Raw genomic sequence first — 26,256 nt, forward strand, 5'->3', positions numbered from 1 at the left:
GTCGCGCTACGGATGAGACCGAGCATATTCACAGTCGCTTGTGCAGCGCTTCCGCAGCGGCGAGGAGGTCGGCCGCCCAGCGAGCGCCTGGACGCCTGCCCATTCTGTCGATGGGTCCCGACACCGAGATGGCGGCAATGACAGAACCGTTTCCGTCGCGGACGGGCGCGGCGACACTGGCGACACCCGGTTCCCGTTCGGCGGCGCTCTGCGCCCAGCCCCGTCGGCGAACTTCCAGGAGGACGCGTTCACCGAACGCCGCGTCGGGGAGAATGGCACGCTGCGTCTGAGGATCCGCCCATGCGAGAAGTACCTTGGCGCCCGATCCCGCGCTCATCGGAAGCCGTGCGCCGACGAGGACGGTGTCGCGCAGGCCGGTCGGCGGTTCCATCGCTGCCACGCAGATGCGTTGGGTGCCTTCCCGGCGGTACAACTGCACGCTCTCTCCGGTGATTTCGCGCAATCGAGGAAGTACGAGCGCGGCTGCCGAGACGAGCGGATCATTGGCTGTAGCAGCGAGTTCGGCCAGTCCGGGACCGGGGCACCAGAGCCCGTCCGTGTCGCGGGTGAGGAGGCGGTGCACTTCGAGACCCACGGCCAGCCTGTGTGCGGTGGCGCGGGGCAGTCCGGTGCGCGAGCACAGTTCAGTGAGGCTGCAGGGCTTCTCGGCCACGGCATGTAGCACGCCTACCGCTTTGTCCAGCACTCCGATGCCGCTATGCTGTCTCATAGGTCGATACCAGTTTCTCGCATGGTGGGATCATAGCGCACCTTCGGCTTCCGTCGAGTGCGTGCCCGAGAAGAGACTGACGACATCAAGCGCACCGCGGACCGGCCCGAAGCCCGCTGTGCGACGTGACACGCAGAGGTGGAGAAGATGGCGGAGAATGCACGCACCCTGGCAGAGAAGGTGTGGGACGACCATGTCGTCGTTCGGGGTGAGGGGAACAATCCCGATCTCATCTACATCGACCTGCATCTCGTTCACGAAGTGACGAGTCCGCAGGCGTTCGACGGATTGCGGCTCGCCGGCAGGCCCCTGCGCCGGCCGGATCTGACGATCGCCACCGAGGATCACAACGTCCCCACCGTGGACATCGACAAGCCGATCGCCGATCCCATTTCCCGAACTCAGGTCGACACCCTCCGGCGCAACTGCGAGGAGTTCGGTGTCCGTCTCCATCCGATGGGAAACATCGATCAAGGCATCGTGCACGTGGTCGGCCCTCAGCTGGGTCTCACCCAGCCGGGCATGACGGTGGTGTGCGGTGACAGCCACACGTCCACGCACGGTGCATTCGGAGCACTCGCCATGGGTATCGGCACGAGCGAGGTCGAGCACGTCATGGCGACCCAGACGCTGTCACTGCGGCCCTTCAAGACGATGGCCGTCACCGTCGATGGCGAATTGCCCGACGGTGTCACGAGTAAAGACCTCATTCTCGCCGTCATCGCGCAGATCGGTACCGGCGGCGGCCAGGGCTACGTTCTGGAATATCGCGGCGAAGCGATCCGGAAGCTGTCGATGGAAGCGCGGATGACCGTCTGCAACATGTCGATCGAGGCGGGTGCCCGCGCCGGGATGATCGCCCCCGACGAGACCACGTATGAATTCATCAAGGGCCGTCCCCACGCTCCGCAGGGCGCCGACTGGGACGCCGCCGTGGCGGCGTGGGAACAGCTGAAGACTGATGAGGGCGCGGTTTTCGACAACGAGGTCCACATCGACGCGAGCACGCTGACGCCGTTCGTGACGTGGGGCACCAACCCCGGGCAGGGTTTGCCGCTCGGTGAGACCGTTCCCGATCCGGCCGACATCGCCGACGAGAGCGAACGGCAGGCTGCCGAGAAGGCGTTGACCTACATGGGACTCGAAGCCGGAACCCCGTTGCGTGAGGTCGCGATCGATACCGTCTTCGTCGGCTCGTGCACCAACGGCCGGATCGAGGATCTTCGGGCGGTTGCCGAGGTTCTGCGTGGCCGCCATGTCGCGGAGGGAGTCCGCATGCTCGTCGTGCCGGGTTCCATGCGTGTTCGCGCGCAGGCGGAAAAGGAAGGCCTCGGCGAAATTTTCACCGCCGCGGGTGCGGAATGGCGTCAGGCCGGCTGTTCCATGTGCCTCGGAATGAACCCGGATCAGTTGGCGGTGGGGGAACGTTCGGCCTCCACGTCCAACCGGAACTTCGAAGGCCGTCAAGGCAAGGGAGGCCGCACGCATCTGGTCTCGCCGCTCGTAGCCGCCGCGACAGCGGTCCGGGGAACGCTGTCCGCACCGGCAGATCTGGCCTAGGCCTCAAGGAATTTAGGAGATTTTTCGATGGAATCCTTTAGCACACACAAAGGTATCGGCGTTCCGCTGCGGCGATCCAACGTGGACACGGACCAGATCATTCCCGCCGTCTATCTGAAGCGAGTGACGCGCACAGGTTTCGAAGACGGTCTGTTCGCCGCGTGGCGGGGCGATCCCAGCTTCGTTCTCAACGTCGCGCCGTACGACAAGGGCAGCGTTCTGGTTGCCGGTCCCGACTTCGGCACGGGGTCGTCCCGGGAGCACGCGGTGTGGGCGCTATCCGACTACGGCTTTCGGGTCGTGATTGCTTCGCGGTTCGCCGACATCTTCCGCGGGAACGCCGGCAAGGCCGGTCTGCTCGCGGCTCAGGTGGCCCAGTCGGATGTCGAACTGCTCTGGAAGTTGCTCGACGAGCAGCCGGGTCTCGAATTGACCGTCGATCTCGAAAACAAAACGGTGACGGCCGGAACCACTGTGGTGCCCTTCGAGATTGATGACTACACCCGCTGGCGTCTGATCGAGGGTCTGGACGACATCGGATTGACATTACGGCAGGTAGAAGCCATTTCTGAGTTCGAAAAGTCAAGGCCTTCTTGGAAACCAACGACGCTTCCGGAGCCTGTTTCGACCGACTGACTGAGCGATTTCGAGCCTCTCCGCCAGATAACAATTTCCTGAGAACGGTGCCGCGTTGTATGAGAATTGGCGTGGCACATAGACTCCTGCGGTATTCAGGTTTACCGTAGTTCGTAGTCGGTCCAATGGTGGGCCATTAGTTCGCGGAGGATTTTCAATGAATAAGGCAGAGCTCATCGATGTTCTGACCGAGAAGCTGGGTTCGGACAGGCGCACGGCAACAGAAGCTGTCGAGCATGTTGTGGACACCATTGTTCGGGCAGTGCACCGCGGCGACAGTGTGACCATTACCGGATTCGGCGTTTTCGAGCAGCGTCGCCGTGCGGCCCGTGTGGCACGTAATCCCCGTACGGGTGAGACCGTGAAGGTCAAGCCCACGTCGGTCCCGGCGTTCCGCCCGGGCGCCCAGTTCAAGGCGGTTATTGCTGGCGGCCAGAAGCTTCCGGCCACGGGTCCCGCGGTCAAGCGCGGTGCGTCGGCAACCGCCACCAAGGCTGCGGCCAAGAAGGCAGCCGCCAAGAAGTCGGCTGCCGCCAAGAGGACCGCCGCCAAGAAGGCGCCCGCAAAGACGACGGCGACCAAGACCGCCGCCAAGAAGGCGCCCGCAAAGACGACGGCGACCAAGACCGCCGCCAAGAAGGCGCCCGCAAAGACGACGGCGAAGAAGACCGCCGCCAAGCAGGCACCGGCCAAGACGACGGCGAAGAAGACCGCCGCCAAGCAGGCACCGGCCAAGACGACGGCGAGGAAGACCGCCGCCAAGAAGGCGCCCGCAAAGACGACGGCGAAGAAGACCGCCGCCAAGAAGGCGCCGGCCAAGCGCAGCAAGTAGAACCCCCCGTACGTAGCGCTCCGCGTGACAGCAGGCGCCGACCACGAATTCGTGGTCGGCGCCTGTGTGCGTTCGCTACCCGAGGCGACGCTCCGGGTGGCTCATTCTTGACGGGACAGTGGCAGGGGACTATCGATGTGGTCGGCAGCGATGAGCCTGCCGCCCGACAGGGACAGCACCCACGTGCTTGCTTTCCGATTGCGCGCTGGCGGTAATGCGACGCCGTCGGACTTCGCCCACCACCCGAGCAGATCAGGAATGACCCCTCCCTGACTGCAGATCACCTGAACTCCGCCGCGTGCTGCGATTTTGCGCACCAGGGTACGGGCGGCGGCCGGATCGGCCGTGTAACTCTCTTCCGACAGGACAGGCTCCACCCGGATCGTGGTGTCCAGTGAGCGTGCCAACGGTTCCATGGTCTGCGTGCACCTCGTGCGATCCGCAGAAGTGATCTCCGTGGCGCCGAAGGCCCGGAGTTGGGTGACGAGTGCATCGGACTGCAGGTGGCCGGTCGGGTCGAGAGGTCGGGTGTTGTCGTCCCCCTTGTACCGCTTCCGGCTCCCTGCCTTCGCGTGTCGTACCAGCAACACGGTTGCGGTGTCGGGTGGCAGGGCGGTGAATCGGCGGAGAATCGTGCGGTCCATCGGATACGACAATTGGTCGGCGACCTGAAAGACAGGCAGCCAGCGCAATTCGTCTACCTCGTCATTGGCTTCGAATTCGCCGTCCCTCGCTTCGGCAGCCCAGTATTCGACGCGTTTCAATCGGCGGTGTCCGGGGACGGGGTAGGTGACTGCGCCGAGGTGGCGTCCCAAGCGTCCCCGAAGACCGGTTTCTTCCTCCACCTCGCGCACCGCGGCAACGACCGCAGTCTCACCGGGATCGAGCTTTCCCTTCGGGAATGACCAGTCCTTATATTTGGGCCGGTGAACGAGCGCGATTTCGGTCTCGTCGGGTTGCTCCGGAGACTTCCGCCACAACACTGCACCGGCGGCGAAGATATTGGCTCTGACCGGTTTGCCATCTGAGGTGCTCAACGAATTCCTTCCTTCTGCCGCGCAGTCGCCGCGTTCAGGATCCGCTGCCCATCCGCGTTCGCATCATCGCCTCCTGGTGCTCGCGGACATCCTCACCGTCCGCAGGCGCCGGGGCCCACCGTCCGTCCGGCTGCAGCACCCAGCACCGGGTCGTGGGGTCGAGAGACGAATCGAAGATTTCACCGATCTGCGCTGCGAGGCGGGGATCTTTCACTTGCGCCATCACTTCCACACGGCGGTCGAGATTGCGGTGCATCATGTCGGCACTGCCGATCCAGAACTCGTCGGCGCCGCGGAAATGGAAGATGCGGGAATGTTCGAGGAATCGGCCGAGAATGGAACGAACCACGATGTTGTCACTCATCCCCGGAACCCCTGGCTTGAGGGCGCAGATTCCGCGGACGACGATTTCCACGGGAACGCCGGCCTTGGATGCGCGGTAGAGGGCGTCGATGACCTGTTCGTCGACCAGGGCGTTGGCCTTCATGCGGATTCCGGCTTCGTGGCCCTGTAATTTGTACGCCACTTCGGCGTCGATCCGCTCGATGATTCCCCGGCGGACTCCGTAAGGCGCGACGAGGAGATTGCGGTAGTGCGTTTTCCGTGAATAGCCCGTCAGCGAGTTGAACAGATCAGTGAGATCAGCGCCGATCTCCGGGGCAGCGGTCAGCAGGCCCACGTCTTCGTAGAGTCGGGCCGTCTTCGGGTTGTAGTTGCCGGTACCGATGTGGCAGTACCGGCGGATCGCCGAACCTTCACGCCGGACGACGAGGCAAGTCTTGCAGTGCGTCTTGAGTCCGACGAGTCCGTACACCACATGGACGCCGGCGTGCTCGAGTTTGCGGGCCCACTTGATGTTTGCCTGCTCGTCGAACCGTGCCTTGATTTCGACCAGGGCTACAACCTGTTTACCTGCCTCGGCGGCGGCGATCAGTGCATTGACGATGGGCGAGTCGCCGGACGTCCGATACAGGGTCTGCTTGATCGCCAAGACCTGAGGGTCGGCCGCCGCCTGCTCGATGAAACGTTGCACGCTCGTGGAGAAGGAGTCGTACGGATGATGAACGAGCACGTCGCCGTCGCGAAGTGTCGAGAACACACTCTTGGGTGTCTCCCTCTCGCCGAAAGCCGGATGGGTCGCAGGCACGAACGGCCGGTCCTTGAGCACCGGCCGATCGACCGCGTACACCTGCCACAGGCACGAGAGGTCCAGGAGTCCGGGAACCTGAATGACATCACCCGGATCGACGTCGAGTTCCCGCAACAGCAATTCGAGCATGTGCTCCGTCATGTCGTCGGCGACCTCGAGTCGCACCGGTGACCCGAACCGCCGACGGGCCAGTTCCCGCTCCAGGGCCTGCAGAAGGTCCTCGTCGCGGTCTTCTTCGACCTCGAAATCAGCGTTGCGCGTGATGCGGAAAGCGTGGTGCTCCACGATTTCCATGCCCGGGAACAACACGTCTAGGTGGGCCGAGATGAGATCTTCCATGGGAAGGAAGGCATCGATCGAAGACGGTGTCTCGTTGCGGTTGACCCGGACGAACCGGCCCACGTTGTCCGGAACCTTGACCCGTGCAAAATGTTCCCCGCCCGTGGCCGCGTCCTTCACCGTCACCGCGAGGTTGAGACTGAGGCCACTGATGTAGGGGAACGGGTGCGCGTGATCCACGGCAAGGGGGGTGAGCACCGGGAAGACTTGCTCCTGGAAATGCACCGACAGGCGTACACGGTCGTCGTCGGTCAGATCGGACCATCCGATGATGGAGATCCCTTCCGCAGCAAGCGCAGGACGTACCGAGTCGAGGAACACGCGAGCGTGTCTGTCGGAAATTTCCTGGGTGCGGGTCGCGATGAGCGAGAGTTGTTCCCGGGGGGACAGGCCGTCTGCCGAGCGCACGGACAGACCGGTCTCGTCCCGGCGCTTCAGTCCTGCGACCCGCACCATGAAGAACTCGTCGAGGTTCGACGCGAAGATGGCGAGGAACTTGGCACGCTCGAGCAAGGGCAGCGAGGTGTCTTCGGCCAGCGCGAGAACACGCGAATTGAAATCGAGCCAACTGAGTTCGCGGTTGAGATAACGATCTTCGGGCAGTCCTTCGGTGAGGATGCTCGCGGGAACGCTCGTAGCCGCAGGAGGTGCCATCGGGATAGTCGTGGAGTTCACCACAAGGGCGCCCTCGTGGGCTCCGTTCTTGTCGTCGACGTCGGTCTGCTGGTCGAGTGCTTCACCATTACTCACCCCACGATCATCCCTCGAGAAATCTCCTGCGGACAATTGATGGAGCAAATTCACCATGCGCCCGTCACTGACGAGTTGCCGCCCGGGGAAGCGGCGATGTGAGTGGCCGCGTCGAGCGCAGCGCGCGTGGCAGGCCCGACTCCGAGTGCGCGAGCGGTATCCAGGTCGTCGGCGGTGTCGACGTCGGTCCGCAAACCCGGCCAGTGCCCGTGCAACGGGCGCGCGCCCGACTCCAGATGTCGCTGCGCAGACCCGGGCCCGAATCGCGGATCGAGTGGAACGGAAGGGTCGCACGAAAACAAGGCCGCGGTGCCGGTTCCGTGATGATCGACGACCACCGATCGACCACCGATTCTGGCCGCAGCGAGAGCTTCGCCGAATTCGTCACTACGCAGCGACGGGAGGTCGGCCTGCAGGGCGATCACGTCCACCCCTTGCTCACTGCGCCGGACGTGATCGGCCGCGGCCGCCAGTGCCGCATTGAGTCCGTGCTCGCCCTGCCCGTCCGTCCGGACCTCGGCCGACGGTGTGGCCGGGTCGGCGTAGACATGGGCACCGACACTGCGCGCGAGACGCGCCACTGCCGGATCGGGCGTGACCACGGTGACACCCACCACGGAGTCGACGTCACGGACCACCGACAGGGTGTCGCGCAGCATCGACAGCACCAGGCCGGTGCGGTCGGCGACGTCGAACACCCCGGAAAGGCGGGTTTTGGCCACGTGGAGTTCCTTCACCGCGACCAGGACGTGCGCGCGCGGCGTCACGGGTGGGGTCGCGGTGCTCATGCCCGACATCTTGCCAGTCCACGCGTGACGGTGTCGTGCCCCGGCATCGGCGCTACTGTGAGCGGGATATTCCGAGAATCGACGATGAGGGGGCCGTGTGAGCAAGGCTGCTGTACTGGGGGCAGGTTCGTGGGGGACGGCTTTCGCGAAGGTTCTGGCCGATGCAGGAACCGACGTCACCATGTGGGCGCGCCGGGCCGAGGTCGCCGAAACGATCGCCGGACGGCACGAGAACGTCGACTACCTGCCCGGCGTCGCGCTTCCGCCGACGCTGACTGCCACCGACGATGCGGCGGCCGCCCTGGACGGCGCCGACTTCGTCGTCCTCGCCGTTCCCTCCCAGTCGTTGCGGAGCAACCTGGAGGTGTGGAGTCCGATGATCGGCGAGGACGCCACCCTCCTCAGCCTCGCGAAGGGGATCGAGACCGGCACCCTGATGCGGATGAGTCAGGTCATCGTCCAGGTCACCGGCGCCGATCCGGGGCGTGTCGCCGTCCTGTCCGGCCCCAATCTCGCCCGCGAGATCGCGATCGAACAACCGGCGGCGACGGTGATCGCCTGCACCGACTCGACGAGGGCGCTGGCACTGCAGAAGGCCTCGGCCACCGGGTACTTCCGTCCGTACACCAACTCTGACGTGATCGGGTGTGAGATCGGCGGCGCATGCAAGAACGTCATCGCCCTCGCATGCGGCATGGCATCCGGAATCGGGTTGGGCGACAACACCATTGCCAGCATCATCACGCGTGGCCTGGCCGAGATCATTCGTCTGGGCGTTGCCCTGGGCGCGAAACCGACCACCCTCGCAGGCCTCGCCGGCATAGGCGACCTCGTCGCCACGTGCTCGTCACCGCTGTCGCGAAACCGTTCCTTCGGTGAACGGCTCGGCCAGGGCGGGTCCATGGAGACCGCGCAGGCGGCCACCCACGGCCAGGTCGCGGAAGGCGTGAAGTCGTGTTCGTCGGTCCGGGCGCTCGCATCCAGCTACGACGTCGAGATGCCGCTCACCGACGCCGTGCACCGCGTGTGTCACGAGGGTCTCGTCGTGCAGGATGCGATCGGCCAGTTGCTCGGTCGTCGTACGAAGCCGGAGTGAGCGCGTGAGTGGAGACTCCACCCGTTGCGTCAAAGCTGTTGCAGGAGAATCCGTTCCAGGATCTCCGATGCAGCGGGGGCCGGTGTTCGCCGCTCCGTACCAGCTGAGCGCCGAAGAGGGGACCGAGACTGACACGTATGCGCGGGCCTCGAATCCGGGCTGGCGCGATCTCGAATCGGCGCTCGCAACGCTCGAAGGCGCCTCCGGGGCGCTGGTGGTCGGCTCCGGGATGTCCGCGGTCACCGTCGCGCTGCGCACCCTCCTCACTGCCGGCGACACAGTCATTGTTCCCGCGGACGGGTACTACCAGGTCCGTGCCTACGCGCGGGAGCGGTTGGAGCCGATGGGCATCACCGTGCACGAAGTGACGACCTCCGACATGGCGAGTGAGAGTACCGCGACCCTGTTGGCGTCGGCGGAAGGAACGACCGTCGTCGTCGCCGAGACTCCGGCCAATCCGTCCCTCGATGTCGTCGACCTACGCGTGCTGTCGCAGCGGTGCCGGGACGCCGGCGCCGTACTCGTCGTCGACAACACGACGGCGACACCGCTCGGCCAGCAACCGCTGCAGCTCGGTGCGGACGTCGTCGTGGCGAGTGGCACAAAGGTTTTGAGTGGGCACAGCGATCTCCTCATGGGCTACGTCGCAGTATCGGACGCCGAGTTCCTTGCCGGGATGGAGCGCGAAAGAGCGTTGTCGGGAACCGTTCTGGGGCCGTTCGAGACGTGGCTCGCGCACCGGAGCCTCGGAACCGCAGGGCTGCGTTTCGAGCGGCAGTGCGCCAACGCACAGGCTGTTGCAGGCATGTTGGCAGCGCATCCCTCGGCGCACGCGGTGCGCTACCCGGGCTTGGCGGGTGATCCCTCCCACACAGTCGCGTCGGAGCAGATGCGCCGATTCGGCGGGCTGGTGAGCTTCGAACTCGGCTCAGCCGAGCAGTTCCATCGCTTCGTGGCGGGCAGTGAACTCCTGGTTTCGGCGACGAGCTTCGGTGGCATCCACACCACGGTCGATCGCCGGGCGAGGTGGGGCGATCCCGTTCCCGACGGGTTCGCACGACTTTCCTGCGGAATCGAGGACACCGACGATCTCCTCGCCGACCTCGAACAGGCGCTATCGGCACTGTGACCGAGTGCGGGTGCCGAGGTCGTGAGGTCGGCGAAGAATCGATGTTCAGAGGTGGATGCAGTGAGCACGCCGGGGCGGCGGTACGGTTTGTTCGTGAGTAAACCGCGTACCCGGGTAGCCGTCATCTTCGGTGGCCGTAGCAACGAGCATTCCGTTTCCTGCGTCTCCGCCGGAAGTGTCCTGAGGAACCTCGATCCGGAACGGTACGAGGTGGTGCCGATCGGCATCACGACCGAAGGGGCGTGGGTTCTCGGCTCCACCGATCCCGACTCGCTGTCCATCCGCGACCGGTCGCTGCCCAGTGTCGATGCCGGCGGTTCCGCTTTGACGCTCACAGCCGACCCCACCCGCTCGGGCGACCTTGTCGCGCTCGACGACGGTGAGGCGGGGAAAATCCTCGCCTCCGTGGACGTGGTTTTTCCCGTCCTGCACGGCGCCTACGGCGAGGACGGCACGATTCAGGGTCTGCTCGAGCTCGCCGGAATTCCCTACGTCGGCCCCGGTGTCCTCGCGAGCGCTGCGGGAATGGACAAGGAGTTCACCAAGAAGCTGCTTGCGGCCGAGGGGTTGCCCATCGGATACCAGGTGGTGCTGCGGCCGGGAACCGAGAGCCTCACCGTTGAGCAGAAGTCCCGGCTCGATCTGCCGGTGTTCGTAAAACCTGCGCGAGGTGGCTCCTCCATCGGCATCACCCGGGTGGCCGACTGGGCCGACCTCGGCAACGCCATCGCCCACGCCCGTGAGCACGATCCGAAAGTGATCGTCGAGTCGGGGATCAGCGGACGTGAGGTGGAGTGCGGAGTTCTCGAATTCCCGAGCGGCGAGGTCCGGGCCAGTGTTGTCGCCGAGATCCGGATGCCGGAAGCGTCGGGCAACGACGAGGCGTTCTACGACTTCGACAGCAAGTACCTCGACGACGTGTGCGAGTTCGATGTGCCCGCGAAACTCGACGACTCGGTGAGCGACGAGATTCGCGCTCTCGCGGTGCGCGCTTTCGCCGCCCTCGACTGCCAGGGCCTCGCGCGCGTCGACTTCTTCGTCACCGAAGACGGTCCGGTCATCAACGAGATCAACACCATGCCCGGGTTCACGTCGATCTCCATGTATCCACGCATGTGGGGAGCGATCGGAGTCGACTACGGCACCCTGGTGTCCACACTGGTCGATACCGCGCTCGCCCGCGGCACCGGACTGCGCTAGGCGAAGTGCTCGGCCTGCGCCGGTCTCCCGGCGCAGATCACGGATTGGGGACGGGAGCCGGATCCAGTGGCTTCTGCGGCAGGGACCTCGACACCGCATCCGAGATGTCCTGCAGCGGTGTGGGGCCGACACCCCGGGGAACGGTGAGTCCGACATAGACCCCGCGGTCCACGGCGAACCAGCTGCTCGCGTCGATTCCGGCGCTCTCCCCGGAGATTTCGAACCACTGGACCCCGTTGATCACCTGAAGTGGTGACGCCTGATCGAACTCTGCGGGCCGGTCGAGGCCACATCGCAGGACGAGGGGATCACCCTCGGCCGGTTGCCAAGCCGCGGTCGCCGCAGGCGCCGGCTGGGTGAGTTCGGCCCGCGTGTACTCGCCCAACGTGTCCGGCAGACCGGTCATCAATGCCGTGCACTCCGCGGAAGCAGCCGCGGGCGCCGGCACCGGACCCAGCGACACCGGGTCCTTCGCAGGATTACGCCCGGCGATGACCGCGGCAACGACGATGCCGATCACCAACGCGACCGGGAGCGCCACCGCGGTGGCGATCAGCGCGGGATTCCGCCGCTCGACGGGTTCGACGCCGGTAGCCGCGGTGGGGTTCGATTCGGGTTCGGTCATGCTCAGATCGTGTTCGGCTTCTCGGGGATGTCGCAGGTGAGGGTGCGGGTGATACCGGGGACCCGGCGGATCTCCTGGACTACCGGTGCGACATCGTCCGCGCTGACGCGCACGATGACGTCGTACGGCCCGATCACGTCTTCCGCGGATCGCACACCGGTGATCTGCGCAATCTGCACCGCGACGGCCGAAGCTTTCCCCACCTCGGTCTGGATCAGGATGAACGCTTGCACTCTCGCTCCGGCCCTTCCCTGCTCCGCCCCACATCGATCTCGGTAGAGTCGCGGGTGCTTCGGTGCGCTGATCGGTCACGTGCCGGAGAGTCCCGGCAACAGCTAAAAGGTACCGCAGTCGCACATTCCGTCGACCGGGCACACTGGCGCTGCGCCGGGCGATCCGACACTACGGCGCGCGTGGAGGCACATCATCACACCAACGGATACCCCGGGATCCCACGTTCCCCGCACCGTCGCGGACGTAGGGGAGTTCGCCGTGATCGACCGTGCCGTGGCGGGCCGGGTGCAGCCGCCCACCACACTTCTCGGGCCGGGAGACGATGCCGCGCTCGTCCGGGCGGGTGACGGTCGCGTCGTCGTGTCCACCGACATGCTGGTGCAGGACAGGCATTTCCGGCTCGACTGGTCGTCTCCGCGTGATGTGGGACGCAAGGCGGTGGCGCAGAATGCGGCCGATGTGGCGGCGATGGGTGCGCGGCCCACCGCGTTTCTCGTGTCGCTCGGTCTGCCGCCGGATACCCCGGTGGAGGTGGCGGACGGCATCTCCGCGGGAATCTGGGACTCTGCCGAGGAACTCGGCGCCGGCGTGGTAGGCGGTGACCTTGTTCAGGCCGGTCACGTCGTGATTTCCGTCACTGCCCTCGGTGACCTCGGGGGGCAGCGCGCGGTCCTTCGTTCGGGAGCTCTGGCCGGGGATGTCGTCGCGGTCGCAGGCACGCTGGGTGCGTCCGCCGGCGGGCTGGCACTCTTTCTCGCGGGATCGACCCGGTTTCCCGGCCTTCTTGCCGCCCACCGCGTACCGAGTCCGCCGTATGCGGCGGCGTGGGCCGCCGCCGAGGCGGGTGCGCACTCGATGACCGACATTTCCGACGGACTTCTCGCGGATCTCGGGCACATCGGTGCCGCGTCGGGGGTCGGCATGTCACTCGTGCGGGAGGACCTCGCCGTTTCGCCCGACCTGGTATCCGCAGCCGCGGTCCTGGGGACCGACTACTGGGAATGGGTGTTGACCGGGGGAGAAGACCACGGGTTCGCTGCCACTTTCCCGTCCGACGTGCCGCTGCCGGAGGGGTGGTTTCGCATCGGAACGGTTCATGAGGGGTCGGGTATCTCGGTCGACGGCCGGCGCTGGCCGGGGGCCTCCGGCTGGCAGAGTTTCTCGGTATAAGTTGCACCCATGGCTATCTACGCTCTCGGCGAGCAGGAACCGGACATTCATCCGGACGCTTACGTCCATCCCGATGCGGTGGTGATCGGAAACGTCACTCTGGCGGCGGGCGCATCGGTGTGGCCGCAGGCCGTGCTCCGCGCCGACTACGGCACCATCTCCATCGGCGCGGGGACCAATATCCAGGACGGCACCGTGATCCATTGCACGCCGATCGACCCCACTGTCATCGGTTCGGGGTGCGTCGTCGGGCACGCCGCTCACATCGAGGGATCGACGATCGGGAACGACTGCCTCATCGCGTCGGGCTCGGTGGTGTTGAACGGCTCGGTGATCGGGGCCGGTTCCGTGGTCGGGGCGGGCGCAGTCGTTCCCTTCAAGTTCGAGGTACCGCCGAGGCGGATGGCACTCGGTGTTCCCGCCAAGATCCGGGACGGCTACGAGGTTCCCGAGGGGCACGTGGAGATGAACGTCAAGATGTATTCGGCCAACGCGGCCTACTACCGCGACGCCCTGCGGCGGCTCGACTGATGGCTGCGCCGCTGTCAGATCTGGTCGAGGCCGGCTGGGCGGAGGCTCTCGCGCCGGTGGCCGATCGCATCACCGAGATGGGTGCGTTCCTCCGCGCGGAGATCGCTGCGGGCAGGGAGTACCTTCCGGCAGGCGAGAACGTCCTGCGCGCGTTCACGCACCCCTTCTCCGAAGTGAAGGTGCTGATCGTCGGTCAGGACCCGTATCCGACACCTGGGCACGCCGTCGGGCTCAGCTTCTCGGTGGCACCCGACGTGCGCCCCGTTCCGCGCAGCCTAGGCAACATCTTCACCGAGTACAGCAAGGATCTCGGTTTCCAGACGCCGTCCACGGGAGACCTCATACCGTGGTCACGTCAGGGAGTGTTGCTGTTGAACAGAGTTCTCACAGTCCAGCCGGGACTTCCCGCGTCCCATCGCCGGAAGGGCTGGGAAGCGGTCACCGAACAGGCCATTCGCGCATTGGTGGCGCGCCCAGAACCCCTCGTGGCCATTCTGTGGGGCCGGGACGCGTCCACATTGAAGCCGATGCTCGCAGATGTGCCGACGATCGAGAGCGCGCACCCCTCACCGTTGTCCGCGTCGAGGGGATTCTTCGGTTCACGCCCATTCAGCCGAGCGAACGAACTGCTCGACGGCCTCGGCGCCGAATCCGTGAACTGGGAGCTGCCCTAGCGTTTACGCCCGAACTTCCTTGATCGACGCGAAGTCTGCGCGCCTCTTCTCGACGAAGGCATCGACGCCTTCACGTCCGATCGGGCTGTCCGCTGCCACGGCAATCGAGGCGGCCTCGGCGTCGAGTTGTTCTGCGAGAGTGCGTGTGGACGACGCGGAGAGCAGCGTCTTGATCCCGGAGTAGGAGGAGGTCGGACCCGCAGCAAGGGTTCGTGCGAGTCGCAGCGCCTCGTCCTGCACCACGTCGTCACCGACCAGGCGACTGAGTATGCCGAGGCGCACGGCCTCGTCGCCGCTCAGAACCGCATCGGTGAGCAGGATTTCGCGAGCGCGGGCGATGCCCACGATCCGCGGAAGGGTCCACGACATACCGCCGTCCGGTGTGTAGCCGATCGAAGGGTATGCCGGACGCATCTTGGTGCCTGGCCCACCGATCGCGACATCGGCGAGGCAGACGAGGCTCATTCCTGCCCCCGCAGCCCACCCGTGCACACCGGCGATCACCGGAACGGTCACCGCGTCGAGAGCCCGCACGAAGACGTGGAAGACGCGTGCGATCTCGGCGACGTACTCGCTGCGCACGGGCGCGGAAGCGAAGGCGCGGACGTTGCCGCCGGCGCAGAAGTTCGGGCCCTCGCCGACGAGGAGGACGCTGCCGATCCGGTCGCCCACGGTCTCGAGGGCGCGCGTGCCCTGTTCGAGGCCTTCGCCGTCGAGGGACGTGCCGTTGTCCGCGGTAGAGATCGTGATGCGGAGCACGCCGTCGTCGAGCTGTACCTTGCTGAGTCCATCGAGTGAAGTCACGGTTGCACCCTACGTGGCGTGCTACCCGGCATCACCGAGACCCGATGCGCTGCACCGTTGGCGAACGAGCGCGATCCGGACGCGGAAACGACAACACCCCCGACACCGAGGTGTCGGGGGTGTTGTGACAAAAACACGCAGCGTCGGGTCAGCCCCGAGCAACCTTTCCAGCCTTCAGGCAGGACGTGCAGACGTTGAGCTTCCGGGTGTTTCCGGGGGCAACCTCAGCACGAACAGTCTGAATGTTCGGGTTCCAGCGACGATTGGTACGCCGGTGCGAGTGCGAGACCGACTTACCGAAGCCGGGCCCCTTGGCGCATACGTCGCAGACGGCAGCCATAGTCGCGAACTCCTTCAAGATAGTGAACTGTGAAATTTAACTGGCCCTACGTAGGCAGGCCGCAGTGATCGCGGCCCTTACGAGGCAACCGTGCAAGAGTAGCCGCTCGAGTGCTGATTGGCCAAACTCGGTCGTAAGGCCTCGCACGGCAGACTCGGTCGGCGTCCCCCGACTAGTCTGACGGCACCTTCGATTGAACCCGCGAGAGAGGATGCCAGTGGTCCCTGAGCACCCGATGGACGGCCGAGTCCTGACGTCGTGGGCCAGGACGGCCGTCGCGGGACTCGAAGCACGGTGCGAGGAGATCAACAGTCTCAACGTGTTCCCGATCCCGGACGCCGACACCGGAACGAATTTGCTGTTCACCATGCGTGCGGCCCTCGAGGCGATCGATCGGTACGCCGGGACCGACCATGGTTCGACGGACGTCCGTCAGGTAGCCATCGCGCTCGCCCGCGGCGCGGTGGCCGGCGCCCGGGGCAACTCGGGAGTCATCCTCTCTCAGGTGTTGCGCGGAGTCGCCGAGGCGGCGGTCACCGGCGCCGTCGACACCAGGACCGTGCGTACCGGACTGTTGATGGCGACCAACCTGGTGACCGACGCGGTCAGTGACCTGGTGGAAGGCACGATCGTCACCGTCCTGCGTTGCGCTGCGGACGCGGCCGCGGAATTCCCGGACGATGCGCCCGTCGCTGATACCGCGCGCTCCGCGGCAGACGCTGCGGCGGCCGCGCTCGCCCGCACGCCCGGCCAGCTCGACGTTCTCGGCACCGCCGGCGTGGTCGACGCAGGCGGACTGGGTCTGGTCGTAATCCTCGACGCCTTCGTCGCCGCGGTCACCGGTGAGCGGCCGGACCGTGCGCCGATCGCGCTGCGAGTGCCGCGCCGTCCGCCGTCTGCCCGCCACTCAGCGGTAGGAGCGCAATCGCCGGGGGCCGAGTTGCCGGCGACGAACGAGATCGCCTTGCACCGGGACGCCCACTTCGCCTGCGAAAGCTCCCCACAGCAGGACTTCGAGGTGATGTACCTGGTGGCCGACACGGACGAGGCCCGGATGGCAGAACTGCGGAGCGCGCTCGACGAACTGGGAGATTCCACCGTGATCGTCGGTGACGGCGGCGGCGGGTGGTCGGTGCACGTGCACTGCGCGGACGCCGGGGCCGCCGTGGAGGCCGGTCTCGGTGCCGGACGTGTACACACGATCCGAGTCAGCAGCTTCCTCGTGGACGCGCGCGAACAGGGTCGGCTCCTCTCTCCCGTCCGCATTCGCCCCGATCAGGAGGATCGGGGCATCGTTGCGGTCGTCGCTGGTGATGGCGCCGCCGATCTCTTCTCCGGGGAGGGGGCGACCGTGCTCCGGTGTGACGCCGCCCCCGTCACCCGCGCGCAACTTCTCGGCATCATCCGTCAGCTGGGACGCAGGGAAGTGCTGGTCCTTCCCAACGGGGCGCTCACCGCCCAGGAACTCGTTGCCGTGAGTGCCGCGGCCCGCGATTCGCGGCACGAGGTGCTTCTTCTCGCGACCTCGTCCATGGTGCAGGGGCTGGCGTCCCTCGCAGTGCACGATCCGGAACGGGAAGCGGTCGACGACGCCTTCGCGATGTCCGAGGCCGCGGCGGCCACCCGGTGGGGTTCGCTGCGCATTGCACGGGAGCGGGCGTTGACCTACGTGGGCACGTGCGAACCGGGAGACGGCATCGGCTTGATGGGTCACGAGGTGATCGTGATCGAACCGGACGCCGCCGCCGCCGGGAAACGGCTCGTCGACGTCGTCCTCGGGGGAGGCGGCGAACTGGTCACTCTCCTGATGGGCGCAGAAGCGCCGGACGGGCTCGGCACGGAGCTGGCCGATCACATCTCGCAGCGGCACCCCGGCGTCGAGGTGATGGTCTACCACGGTGGACAACCTGGAGATCTGTTGCAACTCGGGGTGGAATGAGGAATTCGATGGCCACACTCGCCGACAGGCTCGATCACCTGCTCGGGCACAAGACCGCCGACGCGCTCGACACGGCGTTCGACATCCGTACCGTCGAGGACCTGTTGCGGCACTATCCGCACCGGTACGCGTCGCAGGGTCGCGAACTGGCCGAGAAGGATCCGCCGGAGGGTGAGCACATCACCATCATCGCGAGGGTGACGTCCGCGGCGGTCGTGAAGATGAAGAACCGACCGGGCAGCATGCTGAAGGTGGTTCTCGCGACCGACACCCAGAACGTCGACGTCACGTTCTTCAGTCCGCAGAAGGTCAAGCACGTGATCAAGCCCGGCGTGCGTGCGATGTTCTCCGGCACCGTGAAGTACTTTCGCAGCAAGTGGAGCCTCACTCATCCGAGTTACCTGATCCTCCCGGAGCCGCGTGCGGGGAGCGAGGACCCCGTCGTGAACGTCGGGCGGATTCGCGGGGCAGGTGATCTCGCTGGGATCGCCCGGGCCGCCCAGGAGCCCGGCGCAGGCGTCGACATGTCCGTGTTCGAGCGCGCCCTGATCCCGCTATATCCCGCAACGCGCGAGGTGGAGAGCTGGACGATCATGAAGTGCGTCCGGCAGGTTCTCGACCAACTCGACCACGTCGACGACCCGCTGCCAGAGCGGATCCGGCAAGAGCGGAGCCTCATCGGTCTCGACGAGGCGCTCCGCCTCGTCCACCTACCCGACACGCGTGAGGACATCGAGAACGCCCACGACCGGCTCCGGTTCGACGAGGCGGCGGCTCTGCAATTGGTGCTCGCTCGCCGCCGCCACGACAACGCCGAGCGGGCGGCACCGGAGTGTCCGCCGGCACCCGGCGGAATCGCGGACGAGTTCGAGCGCAGGCTTCCGTTCCAGCTGACCGACGGCCAGCACGCCGTCGCGGAAGAGATCTCCGCAGACCTCTCCCGGCCGCACCCGATGAGCAGGCTCCTGCAGGGAGAGGTGGGATCGGGCAAGACCATCGTGGCCTTGCGTGCCATGCTCCAGGTGGTCGATGCCGGGTATCAGTGCGCCCTGCTCGCCCCCACCGAAGTGCTCGCGACCCAGCACGCGCGGTCGCTGCGGGCAATGCTGGGCTCGCTCGCGACGGCGGGCGAACTCGGCGCGGACGAGAAGGCGACCCGTGTGGCCCTCCTGACGGGTTCTATGCCGGTCGCCGCGAAGCGGGCGGCGCTGCTCGAGGTGGTGAGCGGTGACGCCGGCATCGTCATCGGCACGCACGCCCTCATCCAGGACAACGTCGAGTTCTTCAACCTCGGCATGGTGGTGGTCGACGAGCAGCATCGGTTCGGCGTCGAACAACGCGACCGACTGCGTTCGCGGGCGCGCGAAGGCCTGAGCCCGCATCTGCTGGTGATGACGGCGACGCCCATACCCCGCACGATCGCGATGACGGTGCTCGGCGACCTCGACGTGTCCACCTTGCGCCAGTTGCCGAAGGGCCGTTCGCCGATCAAGAGCAGTGTGGTACCGGCGTCCCAGAAACCGCAATGGGTCGCGCGCGCGTGGGAACGGATCCGCGAGGACGTGGCCGAGGGGCGGCAGGCGTACGTCGTCTGCTCGCGCATCGGTGACGGTGAGAAGGGCGACGGCGAAGACTCTCTCGACGACAAACAGCCCGACACCAAATCTGCCGTGGAGGTCTTCGAGGAGCTGAGCGGCACGATCATGCCCGACCTCCGGGTCGGGTTGCTGCACGGCAGGCTGCCGACGGACGAGAAGGACGCCGTGATGCGCGACTTCACGGCCGGGGACATCGACGTCCTCGTGTGCACCACGGTCGTGGAGGTGGGCGTCGACGTTCCGAACGCGACGATCATGGTGATCGTCGACGCCGACCGTTTCGGGGTCAGCCAGCTCCATCAGCTCCGCGGCCGGGTCGGCCGGGGTGCTCATCAGGGTCTGTGCATTCTCGTCACGGAGATGAATCCGGGTGCGCCGGCCTTCGGGCGCCTGCAGAACGTGGCGTCCACCAACGACGGCTTCGAACTCGCTCAGCTCGACCTCGCGACCCGGCGTGAGGGCGACATCCTCGGAGCGGCGCAATCGGGAACCACCTCGACGTTGCGGTTGCTGTCGCTTCTCGGCCACGAGGACGTGATCGCGGCGGCCGCAGACTTCGCCCGGTCGGTGACGGCCGACGATCCGCGTCTCGAAAATCACCCCGGCCTTTCCGCAATGGTGACCTCGGCGCTCGACGCAGACCGTATCCAATTTCTCGAGAAGACGTGAGATTCCACGGCCGGGACGAAAAAATTACTTCCGCTCACGTAATTCTTCGCTGCTCTGTTTCCGGCCCATTGCAGAATTCGCACACGTCAGGGGCTGCTTTGTGAAGATTGCGGACGATCCTGCATAATGGGACACCGTTTCTCTGCCGCCGAAGGTTGCGGGGTAGTTTGCTTCAATGTTCTCCAAAGTCCTGGTCGCCAACCGTGGCGAAATTGCGATCCGCGCTTTCCGTGCCGCCTACGAACTAGGTGCTGGAACCGTTGCGGTGTTTCCGTACGAGGATCGGAACTCGATCCACCGTCTCAAGGCTGATGAGAGTTATCAGATCGGCCAGGAGGGGCACCCGGTTCGGGCGTACCTCTCGGTCGAGGAGATCGTCTCTGCCGCGAAGCAGGCCGGTGCCGACGCGATCTATCCCGGTTACGGGTTCCTGTCCGAGAACCCGGATCTGGCCGCAGCCTGCGCAGAAGCGGGCATCACGTTCGTGGGCCCGTCCGCGGAGGTTCTCGAGCTGACCGGCAACAAGGCCCGCGCTATCGCGGCTGCGAAGGCCGCCGGCCTTCCGGTCCTGGCGTCGTCGGAGCCGTCAGCGGATGTGGACGAGCTGCTCGCGGCGGCGGAAACCATGCAGTTCCCGATCTTCGTCAAGGCGGTTGCCGGTGGCGGTGGCCGGGGCATGCGCCGGGTTGCCGAGCCGTCCCAATTGCGGGAGTCGATCGAGGCGGCCGCGCGTGAGGCGGAGTCGGCGTTCGGTGATCCCACGGTCTTCCTCGAGCAGGCGGTCATCGATCCGCGTCACATCGAGGTCCAGATCCTGGCCGACGGTCAGGGCAACGTCATCCACTTGTTCGAGCGAGACTGTTCGCTGCAGCGCCGGCACCAGAAGGTCATCGAGCTCGCGCCGGCCCCGAACCTTCCCGAAGAGGTGCGGGCGAAGATCTGCGCGGACGCCGTGGCGTTCGCGAAGGAGATCAACTACTCCTGCGCGGGCACCGTCGAATTCCTCCTCGACACCCGCGGCAACCACGTGTTCATCGAGATGAACCCGCGCATCCAGGTCGAGCACACAGTCACCGAAGAGGTGACGGATGTCGATTTGGTGCAGTCGCAGCTACGGATCGCCTCGGGGGAGACCCTCCAGGATCTGGGCCTGAGCCAGGACAAGATCACCCTGCGTGGAGCGGCGCTGCAGTGCCGCATCACCACCGAAGACCCGGCCAACGGGTTCCGTCCGGACACCGGTCGGATTACCGGCTACCGCACCCCGGGTGGTGCCGGTATCCGCCTCGATGGCGGAACGTCGGTCGGGGCAGAGGTCTCCGCATACTTCGATTCGATGCTCGTCAAGCTCACGTGCCGTGGCCGCGACTTCGAAACCGCCGTCGCCCGGGCGCGCCGCGCGGTCACCGAGTTCCGCATTCGCGGTGTGTCGACGAACATCCCGTTCCTCCAGGCGGTGCTCGACGATCCGGATTTCAAGGCGGGCCGCGTCACCACCTCGTTCATCGAGGAACGCCCCCAGCTGCTCACGCTGCGCAGCTCCGCCGACCGCGGCACCAAGATCCTGACCTACCTCGCCGACGTGACAGTGAACAAGCCGCACGGCGAGCGGCCGTCGGCGGTATACCCGCGCGACAAGCTGCCTCAGATCGACCTCTCCACCCCGCCGCCGGACGGCAGCCGCCAGAAGCTCCTCGCCCTGGGGCCGGAGGGATTCGCCAAGGCGCTGCGGGAGCAGAAAGCCCTCGCCGTCACCGAGACCACGTTCCGCGATGCGCACCAGTCGCTGCTCGCTACGCGGGTGCGTACCAGCGGTCTGCTCGACGTCGCGGGGCACGTCGCGCGTCTGACCCCGGAATTGCTCTCCATCGAGGCGTGGGGCGGTGCCACCTACGACGTTGCTCTGCGGTTCCTGCACGAGGACCCCTGGTACCGGCTGTCGGCGTTGCGTGAGGCCGTACCGAACATCTGCTTGCAGATGCTGCTGCGTGGACGGAACACAGTCGGCTACACCCCGTACCCGGAGAAGGTGACGCGGGCTTTCGTCGAGGAGGCCACCAACAGCGGTATCGACATCTTCCGCATCTTCGACGCTCTCAACAACGTCGACCAGATGCGGCCGGCCATCGACGCTGTCCGCGAGACCGGCACCGCTCTCGCCGAGGTCGCCCTGTCCTACACCGGTGACCTGTCGAACCCGAACGAGAAGCTGTACACCCTCGACTACTACCTGCGCCTCGCGGAGGAGATCGTCGAGGCCGGTGCGCACGTCATCGCGATCAAGGACATGGCCGGACTGCTGCGCGCGCCTGCCGCTACCACCCTTGTGACGGCGCTGCGAAAGAACTTCGACCTGCCCGTGCACGTGCACACCCACGACACCCCCGGCGGGCAGCTCGCGACGTACCTGGCCGCGTGGCACGCAGGCGCGGATGCGGTGGACGGCGCCTCCGCCGCGCTGGCCGGCACCACCAGCCAGCCGGCGTTGTCGGCAATCGTGGCGGCGGCCGCGCACTCCGAGTACGACACCGGGCTCGACCTGCAAGCCGTGTGCGACCTCGAGCCGTACTGGGAAGCTCTGCGCAAGGTGTACAAGCCGTTCGAGTCCGGGCTGCCCGCCCCGACTGGACGCGTCTACACCCACGAGATCCCGGGCGGCCAGCTGTCGAACCTGCGCACGCAGGCCGTCGCTCTCGGTCTCGGCGACAAGTTCGAGGAGGTCGAGGCCAAGTACGCGGCCGCCGACCGCATGCTCGGACGTCTCGTGAAGGTCACCCCCTCGTCGAAGGTTGTCGGCGACCTCGCCTTGCACCTCGTCGGATCCGGTGCGTCTACCGAGGAATTCAAGGAGAACCCGGCGAAGTTCGACATCCCCGATTCGGTGGTCGGATTCCTGCGCGGCGAACTGGGCACTCCGCCCGGTGGCTGGCCCGAACCGTTCCGCACCCGTGCCCTCGAAGGGCGCGGAGCCGCCAAGCCCGAGGTGGCTCTGTCCGCGGACGACGAGAAGGCACTCTCCGGCACGTCCGCGGAACGCCGAGCCACGCTCAACCGGTTGCTGTTCCCCGGCCCGACGAAGGAATTCCTCGAGCACCGGGACAAGTACGGCGACACGTCGCAGCTTTCGGCCAACCAGTTCTTCTACGGCCTGCGCCGCGGCGACGAGCACCGGGTCCGCCTTGCACAGGGTGTCGAGCTGATCATCGGGCTCGAGGCCATCTCCGAACCCGACGAGCGTGGATACCGCACCGTCATGTGCATCCTCAACGGGCAGCTGCGTCCGGTGTCGGTGCGCGACCGGTCCATCTCCAGTGAGCTCCCGGCCGCGGAGAAGGCCGACAAGAACAACCCCGGCCACGTGCCGGCGCCGTTCGCCGGTGTGGTGACCCTCGCCGTGACCGAGGGCCAGCACATCGCCGCCGGTGACACGATCGCGACCATCGAGGCCATGAAGATGGAAGCGGCCATCACCGCCCCTCGAAGTGGCACGGTCTCCCGGCTGGCCATCGGGTCGGTCCAGCAGGTGGAGGGCGGCGATCTCCTCGCCGTCGTGTCGACAGGCGAGTCCGCGAGCGAGTGACTCGGATCATCGCGGGACTCGCGGGCGGTCGACGCCTGCGGGTCCCGCCGAGCGGGACCCGGCCCACTTCGGACCGGGTCCGCGAGGCACTGTTCAGCGCACTGCACAGCCGAATGGACCTCGAGGGTGCCTCGGTTCTCGACCTGTATGCGGGCTCGGGGGCACTGGGGCTCGAGGCGCTCTCACGCGGGGCCGACCGTGTGGTGCTCGTCGAGTCGGATGCCAAAGCGGCGGGAGTCATCTCGCAGAATGTGACTGCTGTCGGGTTGCCGGGTGCAGCGCTGCGGACGGCACCGGTGTCCGCCGTCCTGTCCGGCATCGCCGATCGCGTCTACGACCTGGTTCTCGCGGACCCGCCGTATGCGGTGGATGACGGCGCAGTGCAGGCGGTTCTGAGCGAGTTGCGGGCGCAGGGCTGGGTCGCCGACGGGTCGGTCGTGGTCCTCGAGCGGTCGTCACGGTCCCCGGAGACGTCGTGGCCGGACGGTTACGCGCCCGTCAAGGCGAAGAAGTACGGCGAGGCCCGGATCGAAATGGCGACCTGCTACGGTCTGGACTCATGACTGGCGCTGTCTGCCCCGGATCCTTCGACCCTGTGACCAACGGTCATCTCGACGTGATCGGCAGAGCTGCCGCGCAGTTCGACGAAGTCGTCGTCACGGTGATGATCAACAAGAGCAAGCGTGGCCTCTTCACCGTCGAAGAGCGGATCGAGATGCTCGAGGATTCCATCAGTGCACTGCCGAACGTGCGAGTCAGCTCGTGGCACGGCCTGCTCGTGGATTACGCCAAGCAGCAAGGGATCACCGCGATCGTCAAGGGTCTGCGTGGTGCCAACGACTTCGACTACGAGCTGCAGATGGCGCAGATGAACCACAAGCTCACCGGTGTCGACACGTTGTTCATTCCCACCAACCCGGCGTACAGCTATCTCTCCAGCTCCCTGGTCAAGGAAGTGGCCACGTTCGGCGGCGACGTCACAGGAATGCTGCCCGAGAAAGTGCATGCACGCCTGCTCACGAGGATCGCGGAGCGGGCAACCGAGAGCTGATCCCGACACACCGGCCGTCGCGGCGCACCCCTGACGTTCCCATCCGGCAGACTTGCACGAAGTAGGCTGCGCCGACCTGTTGAGGTCATGAAAGATTGGGGTTATTCGTGTACCGGGTTTTCGAGGCGCTCGACGAACTTGTCGCGATTGTCGAAGAGGCACGCGGTGTGCCCATGACCGCCGGCTGTGTGGTCCCGCGCGGCGATGTTCTCGAATTACTCGACGACGTGCGCGACGCGATTCCGGGTGAACTCGACGACGCTCAGGACGTGCTGGACCACCGCGACAAACTGGTCGGTGACGCCAGGTCGAACGCCGAAAAGACAGTTGCCAGTGCCAACGCCGAGGCGGGTTCGACCATCGAGAACGCGCGGGACGACGCCGATCGCATCCTCGCCGACGCGAAAGCTCAGGCCGACAGGATGGTCGCGGAGGCGCGTGCGCACGCCGAGCAACTCGTCACCGATGCGCAGGCCGAATCCGAGGCGACCATCGCCGAGGGGCAGCGCGAGTACGACACTCTCACCACCCGCGCCCGGTCCGAGGCCGATCGCATGATCGACGCCGGAAAGGCCTCGTACGAGCGGTCCGTCGCGGAAGGTACCGCCGAGCAGGAGCGCCTGGTGTCCCAGACCGAGGTCGTGCAGCAGGCGCATGCCGAGTCGGCTCGGGTGATCGACGCCGCGCACGCCGAATCGGACCGGCTCCGGTCGGATTGTGACCTGTATGTCGACACGAAACTCGCCGAGTTCGAAGAGTTCCTGTCCGGAACCATTCGCTCCGTCGGCCGGGGACGTCAGCAGTTACGGACGGGGTCGGGCGTGCCCGACTACGCCTCCGACTACGACGCGGACGACCGGCGGTCCGAGCGACGCCGCTGACCGTCAGGGGTTTCCTCCGGCGGCATTTGGATCATCCACGCTGATTGCGTATCGTGGAGTGGTTGCCCTTAGTCGTTTGCTCTTTCTCGAAAGTGAAGTGTGTTGTCAACCCATCGCCGCAGCTCATCGCGTTCCCGTAGGGACGCGGATTTCGTGCTGGACACGGTCAAACTAGGCCGTCGTCCCGGTTCGATGCGCACCGTGGAACGGGTGGTGACGGCGCCGCGGCGCATCGGACTCGACCTGATCGCGATCGAAGAAGGAAAAAAGATCGATCTCGATCTCCGTTTGGAAGCCGTGTCCGAAGGCGTCCTGGTCACCGGTTCCGTCGGTGCCGACACCGTCGGAGAGTGCTCAAGGTGTCTCGAGCCTTTCACCGGATCTGTCGATCTCAGCCTCACCGAGCTGTTCGCATACCCGGACAGTGCCACCGAGGAGACCACGGACGAGGACGAAATCTATCGCGTCGAGGACGACGAGATCGACCTCGAGCCCGTCATCATCGATGCGGTCGGACTAGCACTTCCCCTGCAGCCGCTCTGCAGTGACGACTGCCAAGGATTGTGCCCAGAATGTGGCGTTCGCCTGGCGATTGCCGAATCTGGCCATGGGCATGACATACTTGATCCTCGCTGGGCTGGTCTTGCAGCCAAATTTGGCGTGGAATCAGAACCCAGCAAGAATCTTGTGAACAACGAAGCCGAGGAGAAGTAGAAGTGGCTGTCCCCAAGCGCAGAATGTCGCGATCCAACACGAGGTCGCGTCGCAGCCAGTGGAAGACCACTGTGCCTACCCTCGTCACCTGCCCCAACCGTGGCTGCGGCGAGAAGACGCTGCCGCACGTCGCGTGCCCGTCCTGCGGCACATACAAGGGCCGCCAGGTCACTGCCGCCGTCTAGTTCGCCACGGAGAG

The 26,256-nt window shown here is 66.0% G+C and carries 25 protein-coding genes; 17 read left to right on the top strand and 8 right to left on the bottom strand.

Features of this window, described 5'->3' with window-relative positions:
- Nucleotides 1–28 precede the first annotated feature (28 nt).
- Entirely contained in the window at nucleotides 29–730 is a 702-nt protein-coding gene (locus tag NOF53_RS08815) for an IclR family transcriptional regulator (protein WP_255967381.1), read from the bottom strand.
- Between the two features lie 147 nt (nucleotides 731–877).
- Between NOF53_RS08815 and leuC the strand changes: the two genes are divergently transcribed.
- The 3 genes from leuC (at nucleotide 878) to NOF53_RS08830 (ending at nucleotide 3,758) form a co-directional block, all read left to right on the top strand.
- On the top strand, nucleotides 878–2,290 hold the full coding sequence (gene leuC, locus NOF53_RS08820; RefSeq protein WP_255967383.1) for a 3-isopropylmalate dehydratase large subunit: 1,413 nt from the start codon (nucleotides 878–880) through the stop codon (nucleotides 2,288–2,290).
- Nucleotides 2,291–2,317: 27 nt separating this feature from the next.
- Nucleotides 2,318–2,926 carry a 3-isopropylmalate dehydratase small subunit gene (leuD, locus tag NOF53_RS08825; protein WP_109331021.1) on the top strand — a complete coding sequence of 203 codons (609 nt, stop codon included), beginning with the start codon at nucleotides 2,318–2,320 and terminating at the stop codon, nucleotides 2,924–2,926.
- A gap of 157 nt (nucleotides 2,927–3,083) precedes the next feature.
- On the top strand, nucleotides 3,084–3,758 hold the full coding sequence (locus NOF53_RS08830; protein ID WP_255967385.1) for an HU family DNA-binding protein: 675 nt from the start codon (nucleotides 3,084–3,086) through the stop codon (nucleotides 3,756–3,758).
- Between the two features lie 101 nt (nucleotides 3,759–3,859).
- Here the strand turns inward: NOF53_RS08830 and NOF53_RS08835 are convergent, their stop codons facing one another.
- Genes NOF53_RS08835 through cofC form a run of 3 tightly spaced genes read right to left on the bottom strand, consistent with a single transcriptional unit; the run spans nucleotide 3,860 to nucleotide 7,822 of the window.
- The gene (locus NOF53_RS08835; RefSeq protein WP_255967387.1) at nucleotides 3,860–4,795 is read right to left on the bottom strand and encodes an NUDIX hydrolase; all 936 of its coding nucleotides are present in this window, start codon (nucleotides 4,793–4,795) and stop codon (nucleotides 3,860–3,862) included.
- A 34-nt stretch (nucleotides 4,796–4,829) separates the two neighbouring features.
- Nucleotides 4,830–7,034: an RNA degradosome polyphosphate kinase gene (locus NOF53_RS08840; protein ID WP_255967389.1), complete on the bottom strand. Its 2,205-nt coding sequence runs from the start codon at nucleotides 7,032–7,034 to the stop codon at nucleotides 4,830–4,832.
- A 50-nt stretch (nucleotides 7,035–7,084) separates the two neighbouring features.
- Nucleotides 7,085–7,822, bottom strand: a complete 738-nt coding sequence (gene cofC, locus NOF53_RS08845) for a 2-phospho-L-lactate guanylyltransferase (RefSeq protein WP_255967401.1) — start codon at nucleotides 7,820–7,822, stop codon at nucleotides 7,085–7,087.
- A 97-nt stretch (nucleotides 7,823–7,919) separates the two neighbouring features.
- On the opposite strand from cofC, the gene NOF53_RS08850 reads away from it, so the two are divergent.
- The 3 genes from NOF53_RS08850 to NOF53_RS08860 all read left to right on the top strand — a co-directional run bounded on the left by NOF53_RS08850 (nucleotide 7,920) and on the right by NOF53_RS08860 (nucleotide 11,247).
- Entirely contained in the window at nucleotides 7,920–8,918 is a 999-nt protein-coding gene (locus NOF53_RS08850; protein ID WP_255967403.1) for an NAD(P)H-dependent glycerol-3-phosphate dehydrogenase, read from the top strand.
- Between the two features lie 4 nt (nucleotides 8,919–8,922).
- Nucleotides 8,923–10,047 carry a cystathionine gamma-lyase gene (locus NOF53_RS08855; RefSeq protein WP_255967405.1) on the top strand — a complete coding sequence of 375 codons (1,125 nt, stop codon included), beginning with the start codon at nucleotides 8,923–8,925 and terminating at the stop codon, nucleotides 10,045–10,047.
- A gap of 93 nt (nucleotides 10,048–10,140) precedes the next feature.
- Entirely contained in the window at nucleotides 10,141–11,247 is a 1,107-nt protein-coding gene (locus NOF53_RS08860) for a D-alanine--D-alanine ligase family protein (RefSeq protein WP_255967407.1), read from the top strand.
- A gap of 37 nt (nucleotides 11,248–11,284) precedes the next feature.
- Here NOF53_RS08860 and NOF53_RS08865 read toward each other — a convergent pair whose 3' ends face one another.
- Together NOF53_RS08865 and NOF53_RS08870 are read right to left on the bottom strand one after the other, a co-directional pair.
- Nucleotides 11,285–11,878, bottom strand: a complete 594-nt coding sequence (locus NOF53_RS08865; RefSeq protein WP_374212593.1) for a DUF3515 domain-containing protein — start codon at nucleotides 11,876–11,878, stop codon at nucleotides 11,285–11,287.
- The gene (locus NOF53_RS08870) at nucleotides 11,875–12,105 is read right to left on the bottom strand and encodes an Lrp/AsnC ligand binding domain-containing protein (protein ID WP_255967412.1); all 231 of its coding nucleotides are present in this window, start codon (nucleotides 12,103–12,105) and stop codon (nucleotides 11,875–11,877) included. Before NOF53_RS08870 ends, NOF53_RS08865 begins: the two co-directional genes overlap by 4 nt.
- Nucleotides 12,106–12,364: 259 nt before the next feature.
- On the opposite strand from NOF53_RS08870, the gene NOF53_RS08875 reads away from it, so the two are divergent.
- From NOF53_RS08875 to NOF53_RS08885, 3 genes are read left to right on the top strand one after another with little or no spacing between them, the layout of a single operon-like run.
- Nucleotides 12,365–13,276 (top strand): thiamine-phosphate kinase, encoded by a 912-nt coding sequence (locus tag NOF53_RS08875; RefSeq protein WP_374212588.1) that lies wholly within the window; start codon nucleotides 12,365–12,367, stop codon nucleotides 13,274–13,276.
- Nucleotides 13,277–13,285: 9 nt separating this feature from the next.
- Nucleotides 13,286–13,807, top strand: a complete 522-nt coding sequence (locus NOF53_RS08880) for a gamma carbonic anhydrase family protein (RefSeq protein ID WP_255967413.1) — start codon at nucleotides 13,286–13,288, stop codon at nucleotides 13,805–13,807.
- Complete coding sequence (locus NOF53_RS08885; RefSeq protein ID WP_255967714.1) at nucleotides 13,804–14,481, top strand: uracil-DNA glycosylase; 678 nt, start codon at nucleotides 13,804–13,806, stop codon at nucleotides 14,479–14,481. Before NOF53_RS08880 ends, NOF53_RS08885 begins: the two co-directional genes overlap by 4 nt.
- A gap of 3 nt (nucleotides 14,482–14,484) precedes the next feature.
- Here the strand turns inward: NOF53_RS08885 and NOF53_RS08890 are convergent, their stop codons facing one another.
- On the bottom strand, nucleotides 14,485–15,285 hold the full coding sequence (locus NOF53_RS08890) for an enoyl-CoA hydratase/isomerase family protein (RefSeq protein WP_255967415.1): 801 nt from the start codon (nucleotides 15,283–15,285) through the stop codon (nucleotides 14,485–14,487).
- 148 nt (nucleotides 15,286–15,433) lie between these two features.
- Nucleotides 15,434–15,625, bottom strand: a complete 192-nt coding sequence (rpmB, locus tag NOF53_RS08895) for a 50S ribosomal protein L28 (protein ID WP_109330998.1) — start codon at nucleotides 15,623–15,625, stop codon at nucleotides 15,434–15,436.
- Nucleotides 15,626–15,860: 235 nt separating this feature from the next.
- Between rpmB and fakA the strand changes: the two genes are divergently transcribed.
- From fakA to rpmF, 8 genes are all read left to right on the top strand, one after another.
- Nucleotides 15,861–17,564: a DAK2 domain-containing protein gene (fakA, locus tag NOF53_RS08900; protein ID WP_255967716.1), complete on the top strand. Its 1,704-nt coding sequence runs from the start codon at nucleotides 15,861–15,863 to the stop codon at nucleotides 17,562–17,564.
- 8 nt (nucleotides 17,565–17,572) lie between these two features.
- Nucleotides 17,573–19,831 (top strand): ATP-dependent DNA helicase RecG, encoded by a 2,259-nt coding sequence (gene recG / locus NOF53_RS08905; RefSeq protein WP_255967425.1) that lies wholly within the window; start codon nucleotides 17,573–17,575, stop codon nucleotides 19,829–19,831.
- 175 nt (nucleotides 19,832–20,006) lie between these two features.
- A complete protein-coding gene (locus tag NOF53_RS08910; RefSeq protein WP_255967427.1) occupies nucleotides 20,007–23,411 on the top strand; it encodes a pyruvate carboxylase in 3,405 nt (1,134 codons plus the stop codon).
- Complete coding sequence (gene rsmD, locus NOF53_RS08915; protein ID WP_255967429.1) at nucleotides 23,408–23,974, top strand: 16S rRNA (guanine(966)-N(2))-methyltransferase RsmD; 567 nt, start codon at nucleotides 23,408–23,410, stop codon at nucleotides 23,972–23,974. The genes NOF53_RS08910 and rsmD overlap by 4 nt, the downstream gene beginning before the upstream one ends.
- Complete coding sequence (coaD, locus tag NOF53_RS08920) at nucleotides 23,971–24,462, top strand: pantetheine-phosphate adenylyltransferase (RefSeq protein ID WP_255967431.1); 492 nt, start codon at nucleotides 23,971–23,973, stop codon at nucleotides 24,460–24,462. Before rsmD ends, coaD begins: the two co-directional genes overlap by 4 nt.
- 107 nt (nucleotides 24,463–24,569) lie before the next feature.
- On the top strand, nucleotides 24,570–25,343 hold the full coding sequence (locus NOF53_RS08925; protein WP_255967718.1) for a DivIVA domain-containing protein: 774 nt from the start codon (nucleotides 24,570–24,572) through the stop codon (nucleotides 25,341–25,343).
- A 102-nt stretch (nucleotides 25,344–25,445) separates the two neighbouring features.
- Entirely contained in the window at nucleotides 25,446–26,057 is a 612-nt protein-coding gene (locus NOF53_RS08930; RefSeq protein ID WP_305086701.1) for a YceD family protein, read from the top strand.
- Between the two features lie 2 nt (nucleotides 26,058–26,059).
- Nucleotides 26,060–26,242, top strand: coding sequence for a 50S ribosomal protein L32 (gene rpmF / locus NOF53_RS08935; protein ID WP_005240446.1), 183 nt, complete (start codon nucleotides 26,060–26,062; stop codon nucleotides 26,240–26,242).
- Nucleotides 26,243–26,256: the final 14 nt, after the last annotated feature.

It is taken from the genome of Rhodococcus tibetensis, from assembly GCF_024438035.1.
GTDB classification, from domain to species: domain Bacteria; phylum Actinomycetota; class Actinomycetes; order Mycobacteriales; family Mycobacteriaceae; genus Rhodococcus_F; species Rhodococcus_F tibetensis.